Source organism: Streptomyces sp. NBC_00461 (genome assembly GCF_036013935.1).
GTDB lineage: Bacteria > Actinomycetota > Actinomycetes > Streptomycetales > Streptomycetaceae > Streptomyces.
This window is the reverse complement of sequence record NZ_CP107902.1, coordinates 2,469,905-2,489,125: the sequence shown is the minus strand read 5'-3', so window position 1 is coordinate 2,489,125 and position 19,221 is coordinate 2,469,905. Positions and strand designations below refer to the sequence as shown.

The 19,221-nt window shown below is 71.2% G+C and carries 21 protein-coding genes; 13 read left to right on the top strand and 8 right to left on the bottom strand.

The window, feature by feature from the left end:
- Positions 1 to 20 precede the first annotated feature (20 nt).
- Positions 21 to 1,013, top strand: coding sequence for a DUF3068 domain-containing protein (locus OG870_RS11910; RefSeq protein WP_266841089.1), 993 nt, complete (start codon positions 21 to 23; stop codon positions 1,011 to 1,013).
- Here OG870_RS11910 and hrpB read toward each other — a convergent pair.
- The 3 genes from hrpB to OG870_RS11895 all read right to left on the bottom strand — a co-directional run bounded on the left by hrpB (position 1,003) and on the right by OG870_RS11895 (position 4,833).
- Entirely contained in the window at positions 1,003 to 3,501 is a 2,499-nt protein-coding gene (hrpB, locus tag OG870_RS11905; RefSeq protein WP_266585445.1) for an ATP-dependent helicase HrpB, read from the bottom strand. The genes OG870_RS11910 and hrpB overlap by 11 nt on opposite strands.
- A gap of 37 nt (positions 3,502 to 3,538) precedes the next feature.
- The gene (locus OG870_RS11900) at positions 3,539 to 3,865 is read right to left on the bottom strand and encodes a hypothetical protein (protein ID WP_266585447.1); all 327 of its coding nucleotides are present in this window, start codon (positions 3,863 to 3,865) and stop codon (positions 3,539 to 3,541) included.
- 155 nt (positions 3,866 to 4,020) lie between these two features.
- The gene (locus OG870_RS11895; protein WP_266588479.1) at positions 4,021 to 4,833 is read right to left on the bottom strand and encodes a class I SAM-dependent methyltransferase; all 813 of its coding nucleotides are present in this window, start codon (positions 4,831 to 4,833) and stop codon (positions 4,021 to 4,023) included.
- A gap of 379 nt (positions 4,834 to 5,212) precedes the next feature.
- Between OG870_RS11895 and rpsA the strand changes: the two genes are divergently transcribed.
- The 4 genes from rpsA to OG870_RS11875 all read left to right on the top strand — a co-directional run bounded on the left by rpsA (position 5,213) and on the right by OG870_RS11875 (position 9,056).
- Positions 5,213 to 6,724, top strand: a complete 1,512-nt coding sequence (gene rpsA / locus OG870_RS11890; protein ID WP_266512437.1) for a 30S ribosomal protein S1 — start codon at positions 5,213 to 5,215, stop codon at positions 6,722 to 6,724.
- Positions 6,725 to 7,008: 284 nt separating this feature from the next.
- Positions 7,009 to 7,947, top strand: a complete 939-nt coding sequence (locus OG870_RS11885; RefSeq protein WP_266512435.1) for a PAC2 family protein — start codon at positions 7,009 to 7,011, stop codon at positions 7,945 to 7,947.
- 48 nt (positions 7,948 to 7,995) lie between these two features.
- Complete coding sequence (coaE, locus tag OG870_RS11880; protein WP_266841091.1) at positions 7,996 to 8,625, top strand: dephospho-CoA kinase; 630 nt, start codon at positions 7,996 to 7,998, stop codon at positions 8,623 to 8,625.
- A 50-nt stretch (positions 8,626 to 8,675) separates the two neighbouring features.
- Positions 8,676 to 9,056 (top strand): tetratricopeptide repeat protein, encoded by a 381-nt coding sequence (locus OG870_RS11875; protein WP_266585449.1) that lies wholly within the window; start codon positions 8,676 to 8,678, stop codon positions 9,054 to 9,056.
- A gap of 16 nt (positions 9,057 to 9,072) precedes the next feature.
- Here OG870_RS11875 and OG870_RS11870 read toward each other — a convergent pair whose 3' ends face one another.
- Positions 9,073 to 9,348, bottom strand: coding sequence for a DUF6343 family protein (locus OG870_RS11870; RefSeq protein ID WP_266585451.1), 276 nt, complete (start codon positions 9,346 to 9,348; stop codon positions 9,073 to 9,075).
- A 69-nt stretch (positions 9,349 to 9,417) separates the two neighbouring features.
- Here OG870_RS11870 and OG870_RS11865 point away from each other — a divergent pair, with 69 nt between their 5' ends.
- Together OG870_RS11865 and OG870_RS11860 are read left to right on the top strand one after the other, a co-directional pair.
- Positions 9,418 to 10,317 carry an acyltransferase domain-containing protein gene (locus OG870_RS11865; RefSeq protein ID WP_266841094.1) on the top strand — a complete coding sequence of 300 codons (900 nt, stop codon included), beginning with the start codon at positions 9,418 to 9,420 and terminating at the stop codon, positions 10,315 to 10,317.
- A 98-nt stretch (positions 10,318 to 10,415) separates the two neighbouring features.
- Positions 10,416 to 10,874 carry a DoxX family protein gene (locus OG870_RS11860; protein ID WP_266841096.1) on the top strand — a complete coding sequence of 153 codons (459 nt, stop codon included), beginning with the start codon at positions 10,416 to 10,418 and terminating at the stop codon, positions 10,872 to 10,874.
- 97 nt (positions 10,875 to 10,971) lie between these two features.
- Here the strand turns inward: OG870_RS11860 and OG870_RS11855 are convergent, their stop codons facing one another.
- A complete protein-coding gene (locus tag OG870_RS11855; RefSeq protein WP_266512419.1) occupies positions 10,972 to 11,493 on the bottom strand; it encodes an RNA-binding S4 domain-containing protein in 522 nt (173 codons plus the stop codon).
- Between the two features lie 208 nt (positions 11,494 to 11,701).
- Between OG870_RS11855 and OG870_RS11850 the strand changes: the two genes are divergently transcribed.
- Positions 11,702 to 12,457 (top strand): PP2C family protein-serine/threonine phosphatase, encoded by a 756-nt coding sequence (locus OG870_RS11850; RefSeq protein ID WP_266512417.1) that lies wholly within the window; start codon positions 11,702 to 11,704, stop codon positions 12,455 to 12,457.
- A gap of 44 nt (positions 12,458 to 12,501) precedes the next feature.
- Here OG870_RS11850 and OG870_RS11845 read toward each other — a convergent pair whose 3' ends face one another.
- Positions 12,502 to 12,723, bottom strand: a complete 222-nt coding sequence (locus OG870_RS11845) for a hypothetical protein (protein WP_266512415.1) — start codon at positions 12,721 to 12,723, stop codon at positions 12,502 to 12,504.
- A gap of 73 nt (positions 12,724 to 12,796) precedes the next feature.
- Here OG870_RS11845 and OG870_RS11840 point away from each other — a divergent pair, with 73 nt between their 5' ends.
- Both OG870_RS11840 and pip read left to right on the top strand, forming a co-directional pair.
- Positions 12,797 to 13,504, top strand: a complete 708-nt coding sequence (locus tag OG870_RS11840) for a uracil-DNA glycosylase (RefSeq protein ID WP_266841098.1) — start codon at positions 12,797 to 12,799, stop codon at positions 13,502 to 13,504.
- A 37-nt stretch (positions 13,505 to 13,541) separates the two neighbouring features.
- Entirely contained in the window at positions 13,542 to 14,504 is a 963-nt protein-coding gene (pip, locus tag OG870_RS11835) for a prolyl aminopeptidase (protein ID WP_266841100.1), read from the top strand.
- A gap of 11 nt (positions 14,505 to 14,515) precedes the next feature.
- On the opposite strand, the gene OG870_RS11830 is transcribed toward pip, so the two are convergent.
- Complete coding sequence (locus OG870_RS11830; protein ID WP_266841102.1) at positions 14,516 to 15,247, bottom strand: GntR family transcriptional regulator; 732 nt, start codon at positions 15,245 to 15,247, stop codon at positions 14,516 to 14,518.
- Positions 15,248 to 15,392: 145 nt separating this feature from the next.
- Between OG870_RS11830 and OG870_RS11825 the strand changes: the two genes are divergently transcribed.
- From OG870_RS11825 to OG870_RS11815, 3 genes are read left to right on the top strand one after another with little or no spacing between them, the layout of a single operon-like run.
- Positions 15,393 to 16,895: an NCS1 family nucleobase:cation symporter-1 gene (locus OG870_RS11825; protein ID WP_266512403.1), complete on the top strand. Its 1,503-nt coding sequence runs from the start codon at positions 15,393 to 15,395 to the stop codon at positions 16,893 to 16,895.
- A gap of 5 nt (positions 16,896 to 16,900) precedes the next feature.
- Positions 16,901 to 17,623: an aspartate/glutamate racemase family protein gene (locus OG870_RS11820; protein ID WP_266512401.1), complete on the top strand. Its 723-nt coding sequence runs from the start codon at positions 16,901 to 16,903 to the stop codon at positions 17,621 to 17,623.
- A 24-nt stretch (positions 17,624 to 17,647) separates the two neighbouring features.
- Positions 17,648 to 18,679 carry an MBL fold metallo-hydrolase gene (locus OG870_RS11815; RefSeq protein WP_266841104.1) on the top strand — a complete coding sequence of 344 codons (1,032 nt, stop codon included), beginning with the start codon at positions 17,648 to 17,650 and terminating at the stop codon, positions 18,677 to 18,679.
- On the opposite strand, the gene OG870_RS11810 is transcribed toward OG870_RS11815, so the two are convergent.
- Positions 18,661 to 19,161 (bottom strand): GNAT family N-acetyltransferase, encoded by a 501-nt coding sequence (locus OG870_RS11810; protein WP_405623938.1) that lies wholly within the window; start codon positions 19,159 to 19,161, stop codon positions 18,661 to 18,663. The genes OG870_RS11815 and OG870_RS11810 overlap by 19 nt on opposite strands.
- Positions 19,162 to 19,221: the final 60 nt, after the last annotated feature.

Sequence of the window (19,221 nt, the reverse complement as noted above, 5' to 3'; positions counted from 1 at the left end):
CGCCCGGTAGGGAGGCCGAGATGCGCCGCAAGGCCAGTCTGGTCCTGCTCGCCTTCGCCGTGTTCTTCGCGGCTCTGTCCCCGATGCTGCGCTGGTACGCCTTCCCCCGTCTCGCCAAGATCCCGGCCGACCAGTACCAGGACATGGTGCTGGAGGCGAAGGGCGCGACCCTCCTCGACTACGGCACGATGAAGGCACGCAGGGTCTCCGAGGTCACCATCGTGCAGACCCTCAAGGGCAACGTGGAGGCCGCGAAGGAGATCGAGAGGACGGCAGGCCGTGACGTCGTCGTCTGGGACGGCCTGTCCTACGTCCAGGGCCCCGACGGGAAGATGGTCTCCCGCATCCCCGAGCGCTACATCTTCGATGCCCACAGCCAGGCCCCGGTCCACGCCACCGGCGAGATGGTCGACGGCGCACCGGTGAAACGGGACGGCATCGAGTTCAAGTGGCCGTTCCTGACGCAGCAACGGGACTACGAGTACTTCGACGCCCAGACCCGCACCACCAACCCCATCCACTACAAGGGGACGCGGAACTTCCGCGGCCTCAAGGTCTACTACTTCGAGCAGACCATCCCCTGGACCAAGGTGGCGTTCCCCAGGACCATGCCGGTCAAGGGCATCACCCCCGATTCGGTCGCCAAGACCGGCACCACCCGCTGGTACACCACGGTCCGCAGGTTCTGGGTCGAGCCCGTCACCGGTGCTCCCGTCTACGGCGAGGAACTCCACAAGGAGGAACTCCGCGGCGGCACCCTGCTCGGCGGCCGCGACAAGGTAACGGCGTTCGCCGGTGACGTGAAGATGCGCGAGGACTACATCAGGCACACGGTCGACCTGGTCAAGTCCAACCGCACCCTCGTCCTGCTGCTGACGTCGTACCTGCCCTGGGGCTTCCTGGCCCTGGGCGTCCTGCTCCTGTCCCTCTCCCTCTACCTGGAGGCACGCGGCCGCCGCCCGGGCGATCCGGAACCGGCCGAGTCGTCCACGCCGGAACCGGTCACCGCCTGAGCCGCGCGTTGGTGTGCCGCGTCGGCTCCGCGGCGGCCGGATCCTCGGGCCAGGGATGCTTCGGATACCGGCCGCGCAGCTCCGCCCGTACGCCCTTGTAGCCCTCCTTCCAGAAGGAGGCGAGATCGGCGGTGACGGCGGCCGGGCGCCCGGCGGGGGACAGGAGATGCACGAGCAACGGCACCCCCGCGACGGCGGGCGACTCGTGCAGCCCGAACATCTCCTGCAACTTCACGGCGAGTACGGGCTGTTCGGGATTGCCGTAGTCGATCCGGATTCTGGATCCACTCGGTACGGTGATGCGCTCCGGGGCGAGCTCGTCCAGCCGGCCGGCCTCCCCGGAGGCCCACGGCAGCAGCCGGGCGAGCGCCTGCCCGGCATCGATCCGCGCCAGGTCGGCGCGCCGTCGAGCCCGGCTCAACTCCGGCTCCAGCCATTCGTCCACGCGCGCGTGGAGCGCGTCGTCGGACACGTCGGGCCAGCTACCACCGAGGTGCGCATGAAGGAACGCCAGCCGCTGCCGCAGTACGCCGGCGTCGGGGGACCAGCGCAACAGGCCGAGCCATTCCTGCCGTAGACCTTCGAGCAGGGCGGTCCGTACGAGGGCGGGGTCGGCGTCGCGCAACGGCCGCGCCGTGAGCTCGATCGCCCCCAGCCGCTCGACGTGGCGCGCGACGACGTCCCCGTCGGCCCAGTGGACCTCCTGGGCCTCGGAGTACAGGGACGCGGCCGCCGTCAGGGCGATGTCCTGGTCCACCGCGGCGGCGAGCTGCACGCGCGCGTGCCCCTTGCCGACGGGCCGGTCGGCGACGGCCACGGCGATCCAGGGGGCCCCGCGGAGGGCGGATCCGTCACGCAGTTCGGCGCGGGTGCCGGAGGTCATGAGGTAGGAGCCGCCGTCGGCTTTCGCGACGCGCTCGGGAAAGGCGAGGGCGGCGACGAGTCCGGCAAGGTCGTGTTCCCCGGGGAGAGGGGCACCGGCGGCCGGCTCGGCGAACTGTGCCGAGACGGTCCGCAGCCGCCGCACCTCCGTACGCCAGCGCGTCGCATACCCGTCACCCCCGCTCCGGGCCGCCCGCAACGCACCGGCGAGGTCGTCCCCGTACTCCCGTGGCGCCTCCTCGCTCAGCAGCGCCACCACCTCGGCGGCCCGATCGGCACCGGCGTCCAGCAGCGCCCGCCCGAGCCGAGGGTGCAGCCCAAGGCGGGCCAGTCGAACGCCCCTGTCCGTGGCCCGGCCGGCGGCGTCCACCGCGCCGATGGCCGTCAGCACACCCCGCGCCGCGGCCATCGCCCCGCCCGGCGGAGGATCCAGCAGCGCGAGGCCCGACGCGTCCGGATCGCCCCAGCACGCCGTCTGCAGGGCGAACGCCGTCAGATCGGCCACCTTGATCTCCGGCGAAGGGAAACGCGGCAGCCGGGCGTCCTCGGCCTCCGCCCAGCACCGGTACACCGCACCCGGGGCCTCACGCCCGGCGCGCCCCGCCCGCTGCCGCCCGGCCGCCTGCGAGGCGCGCACCGTCGTCAGCGCGCTCAGCCCGCGCGCGTGGTCGACGCGCGGCTCCCGCGCCAGCCCCGAGTCGACGACCACCCGCACACCCGGCACCGTCAGTGACGACTCGGCCACCGAGGTCGCCAGCACCACCCGGCGCCGCTGCCCCGAAGCCAGCACCGCGTCCTGCACGGCCGCGGGCGTCCGCCCGTGCACCTGCAGCACCTCGACGCCGCCCAGGTCCCCCAGCTGCCCTGCCACGCGCGCGATCTCACCGACACCCGGCAGGAAGCACAGCACGTCCCCCTCCCGCTCGGCCAGGGCCCGCCGCACCACCGACGCCACGTACGCCGGCAGCGCCGGATCGACCCGCATGCCGTGCGGCGGACGCATGGGCCGCGGGGGCGGCGCCCACACCACGTCGACCGGATGCAGGACCCCGCCCGCCTCCACCACCGGCGCCCCGCCCAGCAGCCGCGCCCACCCCTGCGCGTCGGTCGTCGCCGACGCGGCCACCAGCCGCAGCTCCGGCCGCAGCGTCTGCCGCACGTCCCACAGGAACGCCGCCGTGGTGTCCGCGTCCAGGTGCCGCTCATGACACTCGTCGAGCACCACCACGTCGACGCCGGTCAACTCCTGGTCGCGCTGCAGCCGCTGCAGCAGCACACCCGTCGTGACGACCTCCACGCGCGCGCGGCGTCCGACGACCCGCTCGCCGCGCACGGTGTAGCCGACGCTGTCGCCGGCCTTCTCGCCCAGCAGCCACGCCATCCGCCGTGCCGCCGCCCGCGCCGCGATCCGCCTCGGCTCGGCGACGACGACCCGTCGTGCGGGACCCTCCCCGAGCAGTCCGGCCAGGGCGAGCGGCACCAGAGTGGTCTTGCCGGTGCCGGGCGGCGCGCACAGCACGGCCGTACCGTGCCCCTCCAGCGCGTCCCGCAGGGCGGGCACGGCGGAACGGACGGGCAGGAGGTCGAGGGCGTCTTGGCGGATCACCGCCTCAGTGTTCCAGCCGAGGCGTCGGGCGAGACCGTCACGGCAGGAGCATCAGGTCGCAACGCGCGCAGATCAGCTTCCTCTTCCACTCGCCGTAGCGGCGGTACGCCTCGAAGGCGCTGTTCCTGACCGCCGTCAGCCACACCAGCCCCCCGGCCACCACCGGCAGCCCGAGCAGCGAGCCGGTGACGAGCAGCCCGCCCCCCAGGGCCAGCAGCCCGACGGGCGGCGAGTACCGGGCGTCGCAGAGGACGGGCGGCGCGAGGTGCGGTGCCTCGGCGCGGCCGTCGACCGACAGCGTCCTCCAGTGGCGCCCGAGGCTGGTGAGCCTGTCGCCCAGCTTGCAGCGCGTGCAGACGGCCATGCGCGCACCCCCGTGTGCGTACCTCGCGGGAACCGCAGTTCAGGACCGGGAACCGCGGTCCAGGACGATGTGGCGGCCAGACGGTTTTTCCCTGACGGCGCCCGGAGCATGCTCCCTGCGGCCGTGCGCGCCGGGGATTGGCCGGAACGCGCCGCTCAGTCCCGCTCGCACACGAAGATCGCCGTACCGGGAATGAGATTGCCGCGCAGCGGCGACCAGCCACCCCACTCCGAGGTGTTCCACGCGGGCCACTCCGGCTCGACCAGGTCGACGAGGCGGAAGCCGCCCGCCACCACGTCGCGCACGCGGTCGCCGATCGTCCTGTGGTGCTCGACGTAGACCGCACTGCCGTCCTCGCCCTGCTCGACGTACGGCGTGCGGTCGAAGTACGACGCCGACACGCCCAGCCCCTCGGGGCCCGGCTCGTCCGGGAACGCCCAGCGGATCGGGTGGGTCACCGAGAAGACGAAGCGGCCACCCGGGCGCAGCACCCGGCGCACCTCACGCAGCACCAGCACCGGGTCGGCGACGAACGGCAGCGCGCCGTACGCCGAGCACGCCAGGTCGAAGGAGCCGTCCGCGAACGGCAGCGCGCCCGCGTCGGCGCACACCAGAGGGAACGGCCCGCCGATGCGCAGCGCGTGCTGGAGCTGGCGGTGCGAGATGTCCAGGGCGACCGGGCGGGCACCCTGGCCGGCCAGCCAGCGCGCGCACTGGGCCGCGCCCGCGCCGATCTCCAGGACGTCCTTGCCCTTCAGCTCCTCCGGCGGGCCGAGCAGCACCGCCTCCACCTCGTCGAGGCCCTCGGGACCCCACACGAAACGGTCGTCGCCGAGGAACGTGCCGTGCTCGACCTGGTACTCGTCCGCGTTCCGGTCCCACCAGCCCCGGTTGGCCCGGGCGCTTTCCGCGATGTCCGACTCACGCCGGGTCGCTTCCGGTTCGAACGCTTCGGCCTCTTGGATGATCGGCTCCCTCGTCGTACTCTTCCGTCACCTTCACGACGCCGTCCACCCTCTTGGCGGTGTCACAGAAGGGGTCTCACAGGCCTGCGTGGCCTCCGGAGACGGTTCTTGTGCCGGGTATGGGGCGATCCGCCCCGGGTGTGCGCCTTCGCGCATTGACCCTGCCTGGCTGCCCCCGTATGCTACAAGTTGCGCTGCGGGCCTGCGCACCTCAGACCTAGCAGGCTGCGCTCGCATCTGTCGTATGTCCCCTCGGTTGTCGAGGCGCCATCACCGTTTTCCGGTGGGGCGCTTCCTTGGCTGTCCGGCTTCTTCAGAGCGATACGGGCTCCCGGCGTAGCAGTACCTACGACTCACCGTCCGTACCGGAGCCCTTTCCCACATGACGAGCAGCACCGAGACCACCGCCACCACCCCGCAGGTTGCGGTCAACGACATCGGTAACGAGGAAGCCTTCCTCGCCGCGATCGACGAGACGATCAAGTACTTCAACGACGGCGACATCGTCGACGGCGTCATCGTGAAGGTCGACCGGGACGAGGTCCTGCTCGACATCGGTTACAAGACCGAAGGTGTCATCCCGAGCCGCGAACTCTCGATCAAGCACGACGTCGACCCGAACGAGGTCGTCGCCGTCGGTGACGAGATCGAAGCCCTTGTTCTCCAGAAGGAGGACAAGGAAGGCCGCCTGATCCTCTCGAAGAAGCGCGCCCAGTACGAGCGCGCCTGGGGCACGATCGAGAAGATCAAGGAAGAGGACGGCATCGTCACCGGCACCGTCATCGAGGTCGTCAAGGGTGGTCTCATCCTCGACATCGGCCTCCGTGGCTTCCTGCCGGCCTCCCTCGTCGAGATGCGCCGTGTCCGCGACCTCCAGCCCTACGTGGGCAAGGAGCTCGAGGCGAAGATCATCGAGCTGGACAAGAACCGCAACAACGTGGTCCTGTCCCGCCGTGCCTGGCTCGAGCAGACCCAGTCCGAGGTTCGCCAGACGTTCCTCACCACCCTGCAGAAGGGCCAGGTCCGCTCCGGCGTCGTCTCCTCGATCGTCAACTTCGGTGCCTTCGTGGACCTGGGTGGCGTCGACGGTCTGGTGCACGTCTCCGAGCTCTCCTGGAAGCACATCGACCACCCCTCCGAGGTTGTCGAGGTCGGCCAGGAAGTCACCGTCGAGGTCCTCGACGTCGACATGGACCGCGAGCGTGTCTCCCTGTCGCTGAAGGCGACCCAGGAAGACCCGTGGCAGCAGTTCGCCCGCACCCACCAGATCGGCCAGGTCGTGCCCGGCAAGGTCACGAAGCTGGTTCCGTTCGGTGCGTTCGTCCGCGTGGACGAGGGCATCGAGGGTCTGGTGCACATCTCCGAGCTGGCCGAGCGCCACGTGGAGATCCCGGAGCAGGTCGTCCAGGTCAACGACGAGATCTTCGTCAAGGTCATCGACATCGACCTCGAGCGCCGTCGCATCAGCCTCTCGCTGAAGCAGGCCAACGAGGCCTTCGGTGCCGACCCGGCGACGGTCGAGTTCGACCCGACCCTGTACGGCATGGCCGCGTCGTACGACGACCAGGGCAACTACATCTACCCCGAGGGCTTCGACCCCGAGACCAACGACTGGCTCGAGGGCTTCGAATCCCAGCGTGAGGTGTGGGAGAACCAGTACGCCGAGGCGCAGACCCGCTTCGAGCAGCACCAGCAGCAGGTCATCAAGTCCCGCGAGGCCGACGCCGCTGCTGCGGCCGAGGGCGGCGACGCTGCGGCTGCGGCTCCGGCCGCGTCCGGTGGTGGCGGTGGCGGCGGTTCCTACTCCTCCGAGGGCCCGGACAACTCCGGCGCGCTGGCCTCGGACGAGGCGCTTGCCGCGCTCCGCGAGAAGCTGGCGGGCGGGCAGAGCTGAACGCTCGCCGCTGAGGTTTAGCCGGTAACTGAGGGGCCGTACCTTTCGAGGTGCGGCCCCTCAGCGCTGCCCCGGCCTGTGCTTCGGCTGCGGGCCGGTGGGGGCTTGTCGCGCCCACGCGGCGGAGCCGCATATCGATACAGCCCCGCGCCCCCAGAACGAGGGGCGTCGTCCTGCCCCCTGCCATGAGAAGGCCGTAAGAGATGGCTGATCAGGGGTCCGGGCGGGAATGCCCCTGTTCCAGGGCGCGTTGGAACGTACGAACACGAGGAGGAGCGGTCACAGTGCTTGATCCGCAGGGTTTGTACGCATGGGAGCCGAAGGGCCTGGCAGTGGTGGACATGGCGCTCGCCCAGGAGTCGGCCGGCCTTGTCATGCTCTACCACTTCGACGGATACATCGACGCGGGCGAGACCGGCGACCAGATCGTCGACCGGCTGCTCGACTCGCAGCCCCACCAGGTCGTCGCCCGCTTCGACCACGACCGGCTCGTGGACTATCGCGCCCGCCGCCCGCTGCTGACCTTCAAGCGAGACCGGTGGACCGACTACGAGGAACCCACCCTCGACGTGCGGCTCGTCCAGGACGCCACCGGAGCGCCCTTCCTGCTGCTGTCCGGCCCCGAGCCGGACGTGGAGTGGGAGCGCTTCGCCGCGGCCGTCCAGCAGATCGTGGAGCGGCTCGGCGTCCGCCTCTCGGTGAACTTCCACGGCATTCCCATGGGTGTTCCGCACACCCGCCCCGTGGGCCTCACCCCGCACGGCAACCGGAACGACCTCGTCCCCGGCCACCGCAGCCCCTTCGACGAGGCGCAGGTACCCGGCAGCGCCGAGTCCCTGGTCGAGTACCGCCTCATGGAGGCCGGGTTCGACGTCCTCGGTGTCGCCGCGCACGTGCCGCACTACATCGCCCGCTCCCCGTACCCGGACGCGGCGCTGACCGTCCTGGAGGCCGTCACGGCCGCCACCGGTCTGGTGCTCCCCGGCATCGCGCACGCCCTGCGCACGGACGCGCACCGCACGCAGACGGAGATCGACCGGCAGATCCAGGAAGGGGACGACGAGCTCACCACCCTCGTCTCGGGCCTGGAGAACCAGTACGACGCCGTCGCGGGCGCCGAGAGCCGGGGCAACATGCTCGCCGAGCCCGTCGACATCCCGTCGGCGGACGAGATCGGCCTCGAATTCGAGCGGTTCCTGGCGGAACGCGAAGGCGACAACTGACGGACACCCGGTGCGCCGCCGTCAGGACCAGGGCCTAAGCTCCCACTCATGCTGAAGGTGGGCCTGACCGGCGGGATCGGTGCCGGCAAGAGTGAAGTGTCGCGGCTGCTCGTCGAGTGCGGTGCCGTGCTGATCGACGCCGACCGCATCGCGCGCGAGGTCGTCGCGCCGGGCACCGCAGGACTGTCGGCGGTCGTCGAGGCCTTCGGCGAGGAGGTGCTCGGCGCCGACGGCGGCCTCGACCGGCCCAAGCTGGGGTCGATCGTCTTCGCCGACCCGGAGAAGCTGGCCGTCCTCAACTCGATCGTGCATCCACTCGTCGGCGGGCGGTCGCGTGAGCTCGAGGCGGCGGCCGCCGAGGACGCGGTCGTCGTCCACGACGTGCCGCTGCTCGCCGAGAACAGCCTGGCTCCGCTCTACGACCTCGTGATCGTCGTCGACGCGAGCCCCGAGACCCAGCTCGACCGGCTGGTGCGACTGCGCGGCATGACGGAACAGGACGCACGCGCCCGCATGGCCGCCCAGGCGACCCGCGAGAAGCGCCGGGAGATCGCGGACGTCGTGATCGACAACGACGTACCGCTGGAACAGCTCCAGCGCCGGGTGCGGGACGTCTGGGCGGACCTCGTGCGCAGAGCGGGGGCGCAGCCGGCGTCGTCACGGCAGCCTCAGGAATAGCGGCCCCCTTCAGGGGCGTTGAACGCTCCCAGTGAGGGAAGGACTGTGCCGTGCCCGAGATCAGCGGTTCGACCGGACGTACTCCGGAGACGCATGTCATCGACTTCCGTGCCGCCGAGCAACTGCTCAACGCACGGGACCCGCGGGGCGCGGTGAAGCTGCTCGACTCAGTCATCGCCGCGCACCCGGAGAACACCGCCGCCCGGCTGCTGCGCGCGCGTGCCTTCTTCGCCGCCGCTCAACTGCGGCCCGCGGAACTGGAGTTCACGATCGTCCTGGAGCGCGAGCCGGACAACGCGTTCGCGCACTTCGCGCTCGCCCGGACCTACGAGCGCCGCGGGGAACCCGAGCTGGCCAAGCGTCACTTCCGACTGGCGGCCGCACTGGACCCCAACCCGGAGTACTTGAAGGCGGCGCAGTTCGACGCGTGAGCGCCGGCTCGGAGCGTCAGCGGGGCCGGCTCCCGGGCGGGCGGTACGGGGGGATGTCCGGGCCCGGCTGGTAGTGCGGGCCCTGCCGGATGTGCCTGAGGATGACGGCCATGTCCACGGTGATCACCAGCCACAGCACACCGCAGGCGGCCGCCCACCCGGGGCGTCCCACGAGGGCGAACACGGCCGTGCCGAAGACCGCCCAGACCAGCCCCCACATGCTCAGCCAGAAGCGCGCACGCAGCGCACTGCGCGCGGTCGTCGGCTCACTGCCCGTACGCATCGGGAACATCACTCCTGTTTGCAACGTACTCTTCGGGACGGACGTTCACCAAAGGGAACGGGACTAGGGGGTCGCCGCGTGCTGCCGTATGCCGACGAGCTCGCCGAGGTGCTGCTGGACCTCGCCGTACCGCACGAGGACATCAACCAACTCGTCCGGATGGGCCGACGCGTGACCGACGACCCGGAGCTCCTGCACATCCTTGAGGCGTCGGTCGAGGAGCTGGTCCGGGGCATGGGAGAGATCGACGGCGCGGTCGACCTGCCCCAGCTGGACTGGGCGTCGGGGCCGTTGCAGCGTTGCTTCCCCGTGTACGTGTTCGTGGCGGCGTTGCCGTACACGCGCGCCTACCACCGCGCGCGGGGCGTGCCGGACGAGGTGTCCCGGCGCACCCTCGCCGACCTGGGACGGAACATGGCAGTGCACCGCAGGCGGCACGGCCGGGCGGGCGTACAGGCACCGTGGTGGCTCACCCACCACTTCCGGGGCGAGCTGTACCAGCTGGGGCGGCTGCAGTTCGAGCGGACGAAGCACGGGCAGCGCACCTCGCGGGTGCTCGCGTCGGCCGGCCTGGACGTGGCACCCGGCATGCCGTGCCTGAACATCCACATCCCCGACTACCTCGGCCCGCTGTCACCGGCGGCGTGCGAGCGCTCGCTGGCGCTGGCCGGGGAGTTCTTCACCCGGTGCTACCCCGAGGAGAAGTACCGGGCCGCGCTGTGCCACTCCTGGCTGCTGGACCCGCAGCTGAGGGAGTATCTGCCCGCCGGCTCCAACATCGTCCGGTTCCAGGAGCGCTTCCGGGTCGCCCGCGAAGACAGGGAGGCGGCCGACACGGAACCGGTGCAGTTCGTCTTCGGCGACCCGGGGCTGCCCATCGAGAGCCTGCCCCGGCGCACGGCGGTCGAGCGGGCGGTCGGGGACCACCTGAGGGCGGGCCGGCACTGGTACATCGGGCATGGGTGGTTCCCGCTCTAGGGTGCCTGCGAAAGTCCGCTCGGCGGCGATGAGTTCCGGCGTGACGGCTGGTCCACCCCTGTGACAGCACGACGAACCGCTCACCACAGGAGAACCCCATGTCCGAGACCACCGTCCCCGCCGCCTCCGCCGCCTCCTCCGGCAGCACCGTCGCCGAGTCCGCGACGCCCCGCGGCCGCCGCGCCCGGATCGCCCTGCGCACCGTGCAGGTGCTGATCGCCCTCTTCTACGGCGTCGCGAGCGCCCTGCCCAAGCTGATCGGGAACTCCTACGCCGTCGACGCCTTCGACAAGATCGGCTGGGGCAGCGCGGGCATGTACACCATCGGCGCTCTCGAACTGGCCGGTGGCGTGGCCTTGTTGATCCCGGTGCTGCAGTCGGTGGCCGCGATCGCGCTGAGCGGGCTCATGGTGGGCGCGTTCGTCGTCCAGACCACCGTCTTCGACGGCGAGAACGCGGCGACCCCGCTGATCCTGATCGTGCCGCTCGCCGTGATCGCCTGGGCCCGGCGCGGCTCGAACGCCGATCTGCTGCGACTGGTGCGACGACGGGCGTGACGCCCTTTCCGCGAACGGCAGCGGTGGCGTCCGGCGGGACCTGAGAGGTCCGGGCCGGACGCCACCGCCGTATGTACAGCGGCTTCCTACGGCAGCGTCAGCGTCCGTCCGGACGCCCCGTGTCGTCGCCGCCGCCCGTCTGGCCCCGCAGCCGTTCCATGTCGCGGCGGTCCCGCTTGGTCGGGCGGCCCGTGCCGCGGTCGCGGATGCCCGCCGGGGCGAAGACCTGGCGGGGCGGCGGGGGCGGGGAGTTGTCGACGTAGCACTGGGCCGCCACCGGGGCGCCCACCCGCTTGCGGATCAGCCGCCTGACGATGACGATCCGCTCCCAGCCCTCCTGCCGTACGCGCACCTCGTCGCCGATCCGCACGGAGTGCGCGGGCTTCACGCGCTCACCGTTCACATGCACATGCCCGCCCTTGCAGGCGGCGGCGCCGAGCGAGCGGGTCTTCGCCAGCCGTACGGCCCAGATCCAGCTGTCGATCCGCACCGTCTTTCCGTCGTCCGGGCCCGCGGCCTCCGCGGCCGCGATGGCGGCGGCGATCTGGGGATCGGTCTCGGCAGGCGCAACCTCGGCGGAGCCCGGTCCGCCCGTCTCCTCGTCAGCTTCGGAAGCCATAGCCCCGACCTTAGTCCGTCGCAGCGGCCGAGCCGGACTGATTTCCGTGCGCGGCCCGCAGGAACGGCATCTGGCGGCCGCCCCGGCGACGTAGCCGGGAACCCGCCTCTGACCTGCGGCGATGACGATCCACTACTACACTTGGAGCCCAGCACCCGGCCTGAGACGGTGGGTCCGGCGCGGTGCGGGAAGGCGGTGGCGCTGGATCATGCTGTACGTCGCCGTGAGTGCGCTGAGCCATCCCGGGCTGCTCCGTGAGCGGAACGAGGACAGTCTCGTCGCCGGACCGTGGACCCTGTGCGCCACCGTGACCGACTGCCCGCAGACCCTGGTCTTCCCGCTCGGGGGGCCTCTCGTCGTGGCCGTGGCCGACGGGCTCGGCGGGCATCCCGGCGGCGACGTGGCCAGCGCCCTGGTCGTCCGCCGGATCGCCTCGCTCGGCCCCGCCCTGACGGGCGAGGACACCGTCCGTGCGGCCCTGGACAATTGCAACCGCGCCGTGTACGAGGCGGCCGGCGGCGACGCGGGAGGCGAGTTCACCGCCATGGGGACGACCGTCGCCGGACTCGTCGTGCAACCCGACTCACTGATGGTGTTCAACGTGGGCGACAGCCGCGTCTTCGCGTCCTCGCCCGAGGGGCTGCGCCAGGTGAGCGTGGACGACAGCCCGCCGCTCCGCCCCGGACAGCACAGCACCTCACTCGTCACCCAGTGCCTGGGCGGCTCTCCCACGTACCGTGCCGTCCGCCCGCATGTGACGACCGTGCCCCTGGCGCCCGGCGTCCGCCACCTCGTCTGCACGGACGGTCTGACCGACCCGCTGCCGACGGACGTGATCGAGGAGGCCATGCGGGAGCACGACGACGGCCGGGCCGCCTTCGAGCTGTGGAAGGCCGCGATCGAGGCCGGCGGCCCCGACAACATCACGCTGGCCGTCGTACGTATCGGGGGCGAGGGCGAATAGCCCGCTCGGGGGGGGCGACGGTGCACGGCCCGCCCGGCCCGGGACTACGCCGTGCTGTTCCACACATACGGTCCGCCGCCGCGCCATTCGATCAGCTCGGGGTCGTCGACGGCCCGGTCCTCCTCGGCGGGCAGGCCCGCGCGATGCACGAAATCCAGCACGTCGAAGAGGTTGTAGGCGGTACCGACACGCTCGCCGTTGACCGTCACCCGCCGTCCGCCGTCCGACTGCGGCGGAAGCACGACGACAGGGGGGCTCTCGTCCATGCCTCCAGCATGCGTCGGGACGAGCAGGACCGCAGGTCAACGGCGGCCAGTCCGGTGGTTCTACGGTGGGGGCATGGACAGCTTGGCCGATCTCGACGCCCGCGTCTGCCGATGTACCGCGTGTCCTCGGCTCGTGGACTGGCGTGAGGAGGTCGGCCGGACGAAACGGGCGGCCTTCCAGGACTGGACGTACTGGGCGCGCCCGGTGCCCGGCTTCGGACCCGCCGACGCCCCGCTCCTGATCGTCGGCCTCGCGCCCGCCGCCCACGGCGGGAACCGCACCGGCCGCATGTTCACCGGCGACCGCTCCGGGGACGTGCTGTACCAGGCGCTGTACGACGTCGGGCTGGCGAACCGGCCGACCTCCGTCAGCGCCGACGACGGCCTGGAGCTGCTCGGCGTGCGCGTCACCTCGCCGGTGCACTGCGCCCCGCCGGAGAACAAGCCCACCCCCAGGGAGCGGGACACCTGCCGGCCCTGGCTCGTCCAGGAACTCAGGCTGCTGCGGCCGACCCTGCGCGCGGTGGTCGTGCTCGGTGCGTTCGGCTGGCAGGCCGCGCTGCCCGCCTTCGCCGAGGCCGGCTGGACGGTGCCCCGCCCGCGGCCCGTCTTCGCGCACGGCACGCGCGTGTCGCTCGGCGGCGGCCTCGACCTCTTCGGCTGCTTCCACGTCAGCCAGCGCAACACCTTCACCGGCAAGCTCACCCCCGAGATGCTGCGGGACGTGCTGCGCAGAGCGGGGGAGGCGGCGGGACTGCCCGTCCGGACGGCCGGGAAATGAGGCGACGGGCCGACCGTACGGAGGCTACGGTGCCCGGATGCCTCTTTACCCGGAGACCGAACCGTACGACCACGGCATGCTCGACGTCGGCGACGGCAACCGCATCCATTGGGAGGCCTGCGGAAACCCCGGGGGCAAGCCCGCGGTCGTGCTGCACGGCGGGCCGGGATCCGGCTGCGGCCCGTTCTTCCGGCGTTACTTCGACCCGGACATGTACCGGATCGTGCTGCTCGACCAGCGCGGCTGCGGGCGGTCCACACCGCATGCGAGCGCGTACGACACCGACATGAGCGTCAACACGACGGCGCATCTCATCGCCGACCTGGAGCTGCTGCGGGCGCACCTGGGGATCGAGCGGTGGCTGGTGTGGGGCGGTTCGTGGGGGTCGGTGCTCGGGCTGCGGTACGCGCAGACGCATCCCGCGGCGGTGTCCGAGCTGGTCCTGACCCTGGTCGCCACCGGCGCCGACGCGGAACACGCGCTGCTGACCAGGGGACTGGGAAAGATCTTCCCGGAAGCGTACGAGCGGTTCCTGGCAGAACTGCCCGCCGACGACCGGGACGGCAACCTCGCCGCCGCGTACAACCGCCTCCTGGAGTCCCCCGACCTCGCGGTGCGGACGCGGGCGGCGCGCGCCTGGACCGACTGGGAGACGGCGATCATTCCCGCGCCGCCGCGCTCGGTCCGGCGTTTCGAGGACCCGGATTTCCGCATGGGCTTCGCCCGGACGGTCACGCACTACTGGGGCAACGACTGCTTCCTGGGCGAGGGCAACGACCAAGGCGTGGTCCTGCGGGACGCGCCCCTGCTCAAGGACATCCCCGGCACCCTCGTCCAGGGGAGTCTCGACTTCGGCAACCTCCTCGGAACCGTCTGGCGTCTCCACCACGCCTGGCCCGGCAGCGAGTTGATCGTCGTCGACGAGGTCGGGCACGACGTGGGGGCGCCCGGAGTTGCCGACGCACTGGTGGCGGCGACCGACAGGTACGCCCGCCGCTGACCTGACGCCCGTCAGACCTCCGCGTCCCCCTTGTTCCCCTTGTTCCCCTTGTTCCCCTCGCCCTCCGTGTCCTCTGTGTCACCGAACAGATGCCGCACCGTGGAGCGGTAGTTGGTCCGCACATGGGCGAGCGCGTGCGCGCGGGCGCGGTCCGGGTCGCCGGAGGCGATCGCCTCGTACAACTCGCGGTGTTCGACGAGGAGTTGGGGCCACTCCTCGTTCCGCCGGGTCATCCAGCGCAGTCGGCCGGCGACCGGCTCCAGCGCTTCGGTCAGCAGGCTGTTGCCCGCCATGGCCATGATGCGGTCGTGCAGACGGCTGTTGATGTCGGTGATCACCTCGGCGTCCCCGGCCTCGGTCGCGGCGGCGGCGCGGCCGAGAAGCTCCTCGGCCTCGGCCAGATCCTCCGGTGTCGCGTGCGACGCGGCGAGCCCGGCGGCGTAGACCTCCAGGGCCTCGCGCAGCTCGAAGAGTTCCCGGACGTCCGTCGGGGTGAGACGGCGTACGACCGTGCGGCGTGGCGTCTCGAAGTGGACGAAGCCCTCGGCGACCAGCGCCCGGATCGCCTCGCGCACCGGCACCCGGGACACCCCGAAGCGCTCGGCCAGCTCCCGCTCGACCAGTCGGTCGCCCGGCAGGAGGGTGCCGGCGATGATCTCCTGCCGCAGGCCGGCCAGGACCCGCTCGCGGACCGCGCCCAGAGGCTCGATCTTCATCGTGGGGGAACTCGTGGGGGAACTCATGGAGCCATCCTCTCCGACCTCGGGGCTGTTTTACCGAGCGTTAACGATGGCGACATCGGTCCGAACGCTTGACGGGGGGACCATGACCGCAGTTTGGTATACCAAACGGCTGCAGTCCTCCGTCCCGCCCGTCCCTGGAGGCCCCGTGTCCCTCGCCGATCGTGCCGAAGTCGTCGGCGCCCCACCGTTCACCCCCGACCCCCGGCTCACCAACGAAGACCTGGCTCCCGCCGAGAAGCGCAACTGGAAGGTCTTCGACCTCTTCGCCATGTGGATGTCCGACGTCCACAACCTCGGCAACTACACCTTCGCCGCCGGTCTGCTCGTCCTCGGCATGAACGTGTGGCAGGTCTTCACGTCCCTGCTCGTCGGCTTCGTACTCATCTACGTCGGCATGAACTGGATGGGGAAGGTGGGCCAGCGCCACGGCGTGCCCTTCCCGGTCGTCAGCCGCATCAGCTTCGGCGTCTGGGGGGCCAACATCCCGGCCCTCATCCGGGCCGTGATCGCCATCATGTGGTACGGCATCCAGACCTATCTGGCCTCCGTCGCCGTCAACGTGATGCTGCTGGCCGCCTGGCCGGGCCTGGAGTCCTGGACGCACCACTCCTTCCTGGGACTCGACGCGCTCGGCTGGGTGTCGTTCCTGTCGCTGTGGCTGATCCAGGCGCTGATCATCAACCAGGGCATGGAATCCGTGCGGAAGTTCCAGGACTTCTGCGGTCCGGCGATCTGGCTGGTGATGATCGCGCTGGCGGTGTGGGTGCTGTGGAAGGCCGACTGGAGCATCTCGCTCACGTCCACCCCGCACCCGGTCTCCGTGGGCGAGCAGTGGCGGCAGTGGTTCGGCGCGATCGGGCTGATCCTCGCCACGTACGGCACGCTGATGCTCAACTTCTGCGACTTCTCGCGCTTCGCACCGGACAATCGCACCGTCCGGCGCGGCAACTTCTGGGGCCTGCCCATCAACTCGACCGCCTTCGTGGTCGTCTCCGTGATCGTCACGGCCGGCTCGCTGAAGGTGTTCGGCGAGGCGATCACGGACCCCGCGGAGCTGGTGGCGAAGGTGGGCAACACCTGGGTGCTCGTGGTGGGCGCGTTCACCTTCGCCGTCGCCACCATGGGCGTCAACATCGTCGCCAACTTCGTCTCACCGGCGTACGACCTGGCCAACGTCTGGCCGCAGAAGATCACCTTCAAGGTCGGCGGCCTGATCAGCACGGTCGCCGCCCTGGTCGTGACCCCGTGGAACCTCTTCTCCAACCCCACGGTCGTCAACTACTTCCTCGGCGGTCTCGGCGCCTTCCTCGGCCCGCTGTTCGGCGTGATCATGCTCGACTACTACTGGGTCAAGCGTGGCCGTGTCGACGTGAACGACCTGTTCGACGCCCGCCCCGGCAGCCGCTACTACTACCGCAAGGGCGTCAACCCGAAGGCCCTGTGGGCGTTCCTGCCGTCGGCGGGGGTCGCGGCCGTACTCGCGCTCGTGAAGACCTTCAGCGACGTGGCCCCGTACTCGTGGTTCATCGGCACGGCGCTGGGGGCCGGGCTGTACGCGCTGCTGTGCCGGTCGGAGCGGGCGGCCGCGGCCGCTCTGCCGACTGCGTCCGCTGAGTCTGCCGTTTCCGACGAGCCTGCGGAGGCCTGAGCGGAGTGCGGATCGTCGTCACCAACTGCAACACCACGCAGGAGATGACCGAGGAGATCGTACGGGGTGCCCGGGCCGCAGCAGGCCCGGGCACCACCGTGCTCGGGCTGACCCCCACCTGGGGCCCCGAGTCGGCGGAGGGCTGGCTCGACAGTTATCTGTCGGCCGCGGCCGTCATCGATCTGCTGCGGACGTACGAGGGGCCGCCGTACGACGCCGTTGTCATGGCGGGCTTCGGGGAGCACGGGCGGGAGGGCGTACGGGAGTTGGTCGACGCGCCGGTGGTCGACATCACGGAGGCCGCGGCGCATCTGGCGTGCTTACTGGGCCGGCGGTACGGGGTCGTCACGACACTGGAGCGCTCCTGCGGCCAGATCGAGGACAGCCTGGAGCTGGCCGGGGTGGGGCGCAACTGCGCCGCGGTGGTCGGCACTGGTCTTGGAGTTCTCGATCTGGGGGACGCCGACCGCACGGAGGCGGCGTTCCTGACGGCGGCCGAACGGGCGCTGGAGGCCGGCGCCGAGGTGCTGGTGCTCGGGTGCGCCGGGATGACCGGACTGCAGCAGGTGGTGGGGGAGAAGCTCGGGGTGCCGGTGGTGGACGGGGTCGCGGCGGCGGTGAAGCTGGCGGAGTCGCTGGTGACGATGGGGCTGAGGACGAGCAGGGTCGGGAGTTACGCGACGCCGGAGCGCAAGAGGCGGGTGTGGGGGCGACCGCAGAACCTGTGATCACCTTCACCGACAATGAACGGCATGAACCTTCCCGACGGACTCACCCCGGTCGCCGACGGACTCCACCTGTGGTCCCCGGGCCACGCGGGCACCTGGGGCTTCGCCAACTGTCTGCTCGTCACCTCCGGCGAGCAGGCGGCCCTGGTCGACACCCCGTACGACCGTCCCATGACCGAGGCCCTCATCGCCGCCGCCCGGCCGGTCCTGCCCGCGGGGGCCGCGGCCGTGCGGACGATCGTCAACACCCACGTCAACGGCGACCACACCTTCGGCAACGGCTGCTTCCCGGGCGCCGAGATCATCGCCACGAAGGCGAGCGCCGAGCACCTCTGCCGCGAACCCTCCCCGCAGCAGATGCACTTCCTCACCCACCAGACACCGGCCGACCAGCCGCTCGGCTGGTACGCGCGCGAACACTTCGGCCGCTACACGTACGAGGGCGTCGAGTCCGTCCCGCCCACCACCACCTTCTCCGGCCGGCATGCCCTGCGGGTGGGTGACATCGAGGCCGAACTGATCGAGGTGGGCCCGGCGCACTCGGCCGGCGACCTCATCGTTCACTTCCCTCAGCAGGGAGTCGTCTGCGCCGGGGACGTCCTGTTCGCCGACGACCACCCCGTCCACTGGAACGGCCCGCTCGCCCGGATCGCCGCCGCCGCCGAGACGATCCTCGCCCTGGACCCCGAGGTGGTAGTCCCCGGACACGGTCCGGTGATGGGCCCGCAGGACGTACGCGACTACGTCACCTACCTGCGCGAGCTCGAAGCGCTCGTGCATGCCCACCACGCGGCGGGCGCCCCGGCGGGCGAGGCCGCCGCGGACATCCTCACCTCCGGGTTCTACGACCACCTGGGCCTGCGGGAACGGATCGTCATCCTCACCGCCGTCGAATACCGCCACCTCGACGGCGACGACAGCGACCCGGACCTGGTCCAGCTCGCGGCACAGGCGGCTGACTGGGCCTACCGGCATCACGGTCCCGGTCATCGGACTAGGGGCGGGGAGGCGGGGCGGCAGGCCTCTGCGGGCCGCCCTCAGGGCTGCCACTCATAGCGCACGTCCGGCTCCCGCTCCTCGTTCCCGCTGCCGTCCGTGTACTCGACGGCGACGAAGCCGTGGCGCTCGTAGAACCGGTGGGCCGGCGTGTTGACCTGGAAGGTCCACAGACCGAGCCCGTCCGGTCTGCGCTCCTTGGCGAGCGCGACGAACCGATCACCGATGCCTCGCCCACGCCAGTCGGGCTGCAGGTAGAGCTGGGAGAGCTCGTCGTCGTGGAGCACCATCACCCCGACGATCCCGCCACCTGCCCCGGCGTCCGCGACCCAGGTCTCCCGCAGGGGCACCACGACATCCCGGAAGTAGCCGCGCACCTCGTCGGCTGAACGGGGGCTGACGACCGTCGGCAGCGCGGCGGCGAAGGAACTCAGCCAGACGTCGGCTGCGGCAGAGGCGTCGGCGTCGGCATCGGGGACCGAGGCGGCCCGCCGGAGTTCCACCGCGGACGGTGCGGAAGCTGCGGATGGTTCGGCAGGCAAGTGCGGATCCCGTCAGTAGTCGTGGTCGTAGTCGAAGGCGAAGTCGTAGTCATCGTCTGC

What these genes read in the sequence shown, in the direction of transcription:
- OG870_RS11910 (WP_266841089.1), top strand. Translation starts at nt 21, where the DNA reads ATGCGCCGCAAGGCCAGTCTGGTCCTGCTCGCCTTCGCCGTGTTCTTC.
- OG870_RS11900 (WP_266585447.1), bottom strand. Translation starts at nt 3,865, where the DNA reads ATGGCCGTCTGCACGCGCTGCAAGCTGGGCGACAGGCTCACCAGCCTC.
- rpsA (WP_266512437.1), top strand. Translation starts at nt 5,213, where the DNA reads ATGACGAGCAGCACCGAGACCACCGCCACCACCCCGCAGGTTGCGGTC.
- coaE (WP_266841091.1), top strand. Translation starts at nt 7,996, where the DNA reads ATGCTGAAGGTGGGCCTGACCGGCGGGATCGGTGCCGGCAAGAGTGAA.
- OG870_RS11870 (WP_266585451.1), bottom strand. Translation starts at nt 9,348, where the DNA reads ATGTTCCCGATGCGTACGGGCAGTGAGCCGACGACCGCGCGCAGTGCG.
- OG870_RS11860 (WP_266841096.1), top strand. Translation starts at nt 10,416, where the DNA reads ATGTCCGAGACCACCGTCCCCGCCGCCTCCGCCGCCTCCTCCGGCAGC.
- OG870_RS11855 (WP_266512419.1), bottom strand. Translation starts at nt 11,493, where the DNA reads ATGGCTTCCGAAGCTGACGAGGAGACGGGCGGACCGGGCTCCGCCGAG.
- OG870_RS11850 (WP_266512417.1), top strand. Translation starts at nt 11,702, where the DNA reads ATGCTGTACGTCGCCGTGAGTGCGCTGAGCCATCCCGGGCTGCTCCGT.
- OG870_RS11845 (WP_266512415.1), bottom strand. Translation starts at nt 12,723, where the DNA reads ATGGACGAGAGCCCCCCTGTCGTCGTGCTTCCGCCGCAGTCGGACGGC.
- OG870_RS11840 (WP_266841098.1), top strand. Translation starts at nt 12,797, where the DNA reads ATGGACAGCTTGGCCGATCTCGACGCCCGCGTCTGCCGATGTACCGCG.
- pip (WP_266841100.1), top strand. Translation starts at nt 13,542, where the DNA reads ATGCCTCTTTACCCGGAGACCGAACCGTACGACCACGGCATGCTCGAC.
- OG870_RS11830 (WP_266841102.1), bottom strand. Translation starts at nt 15,247, where the DNA reads ATGAGTTCCCCCACGAGTTCCCCCACGATGAAGATCGAGCCTCTGGGC.
- OG870_RS11815 (WP_266841104.1), top strand. Translation starts at nt 17,648, where the DNA reads ATGAACCTTCCCGACGGACTCACCCCGGTCGCCGACGGACTCCACCTG.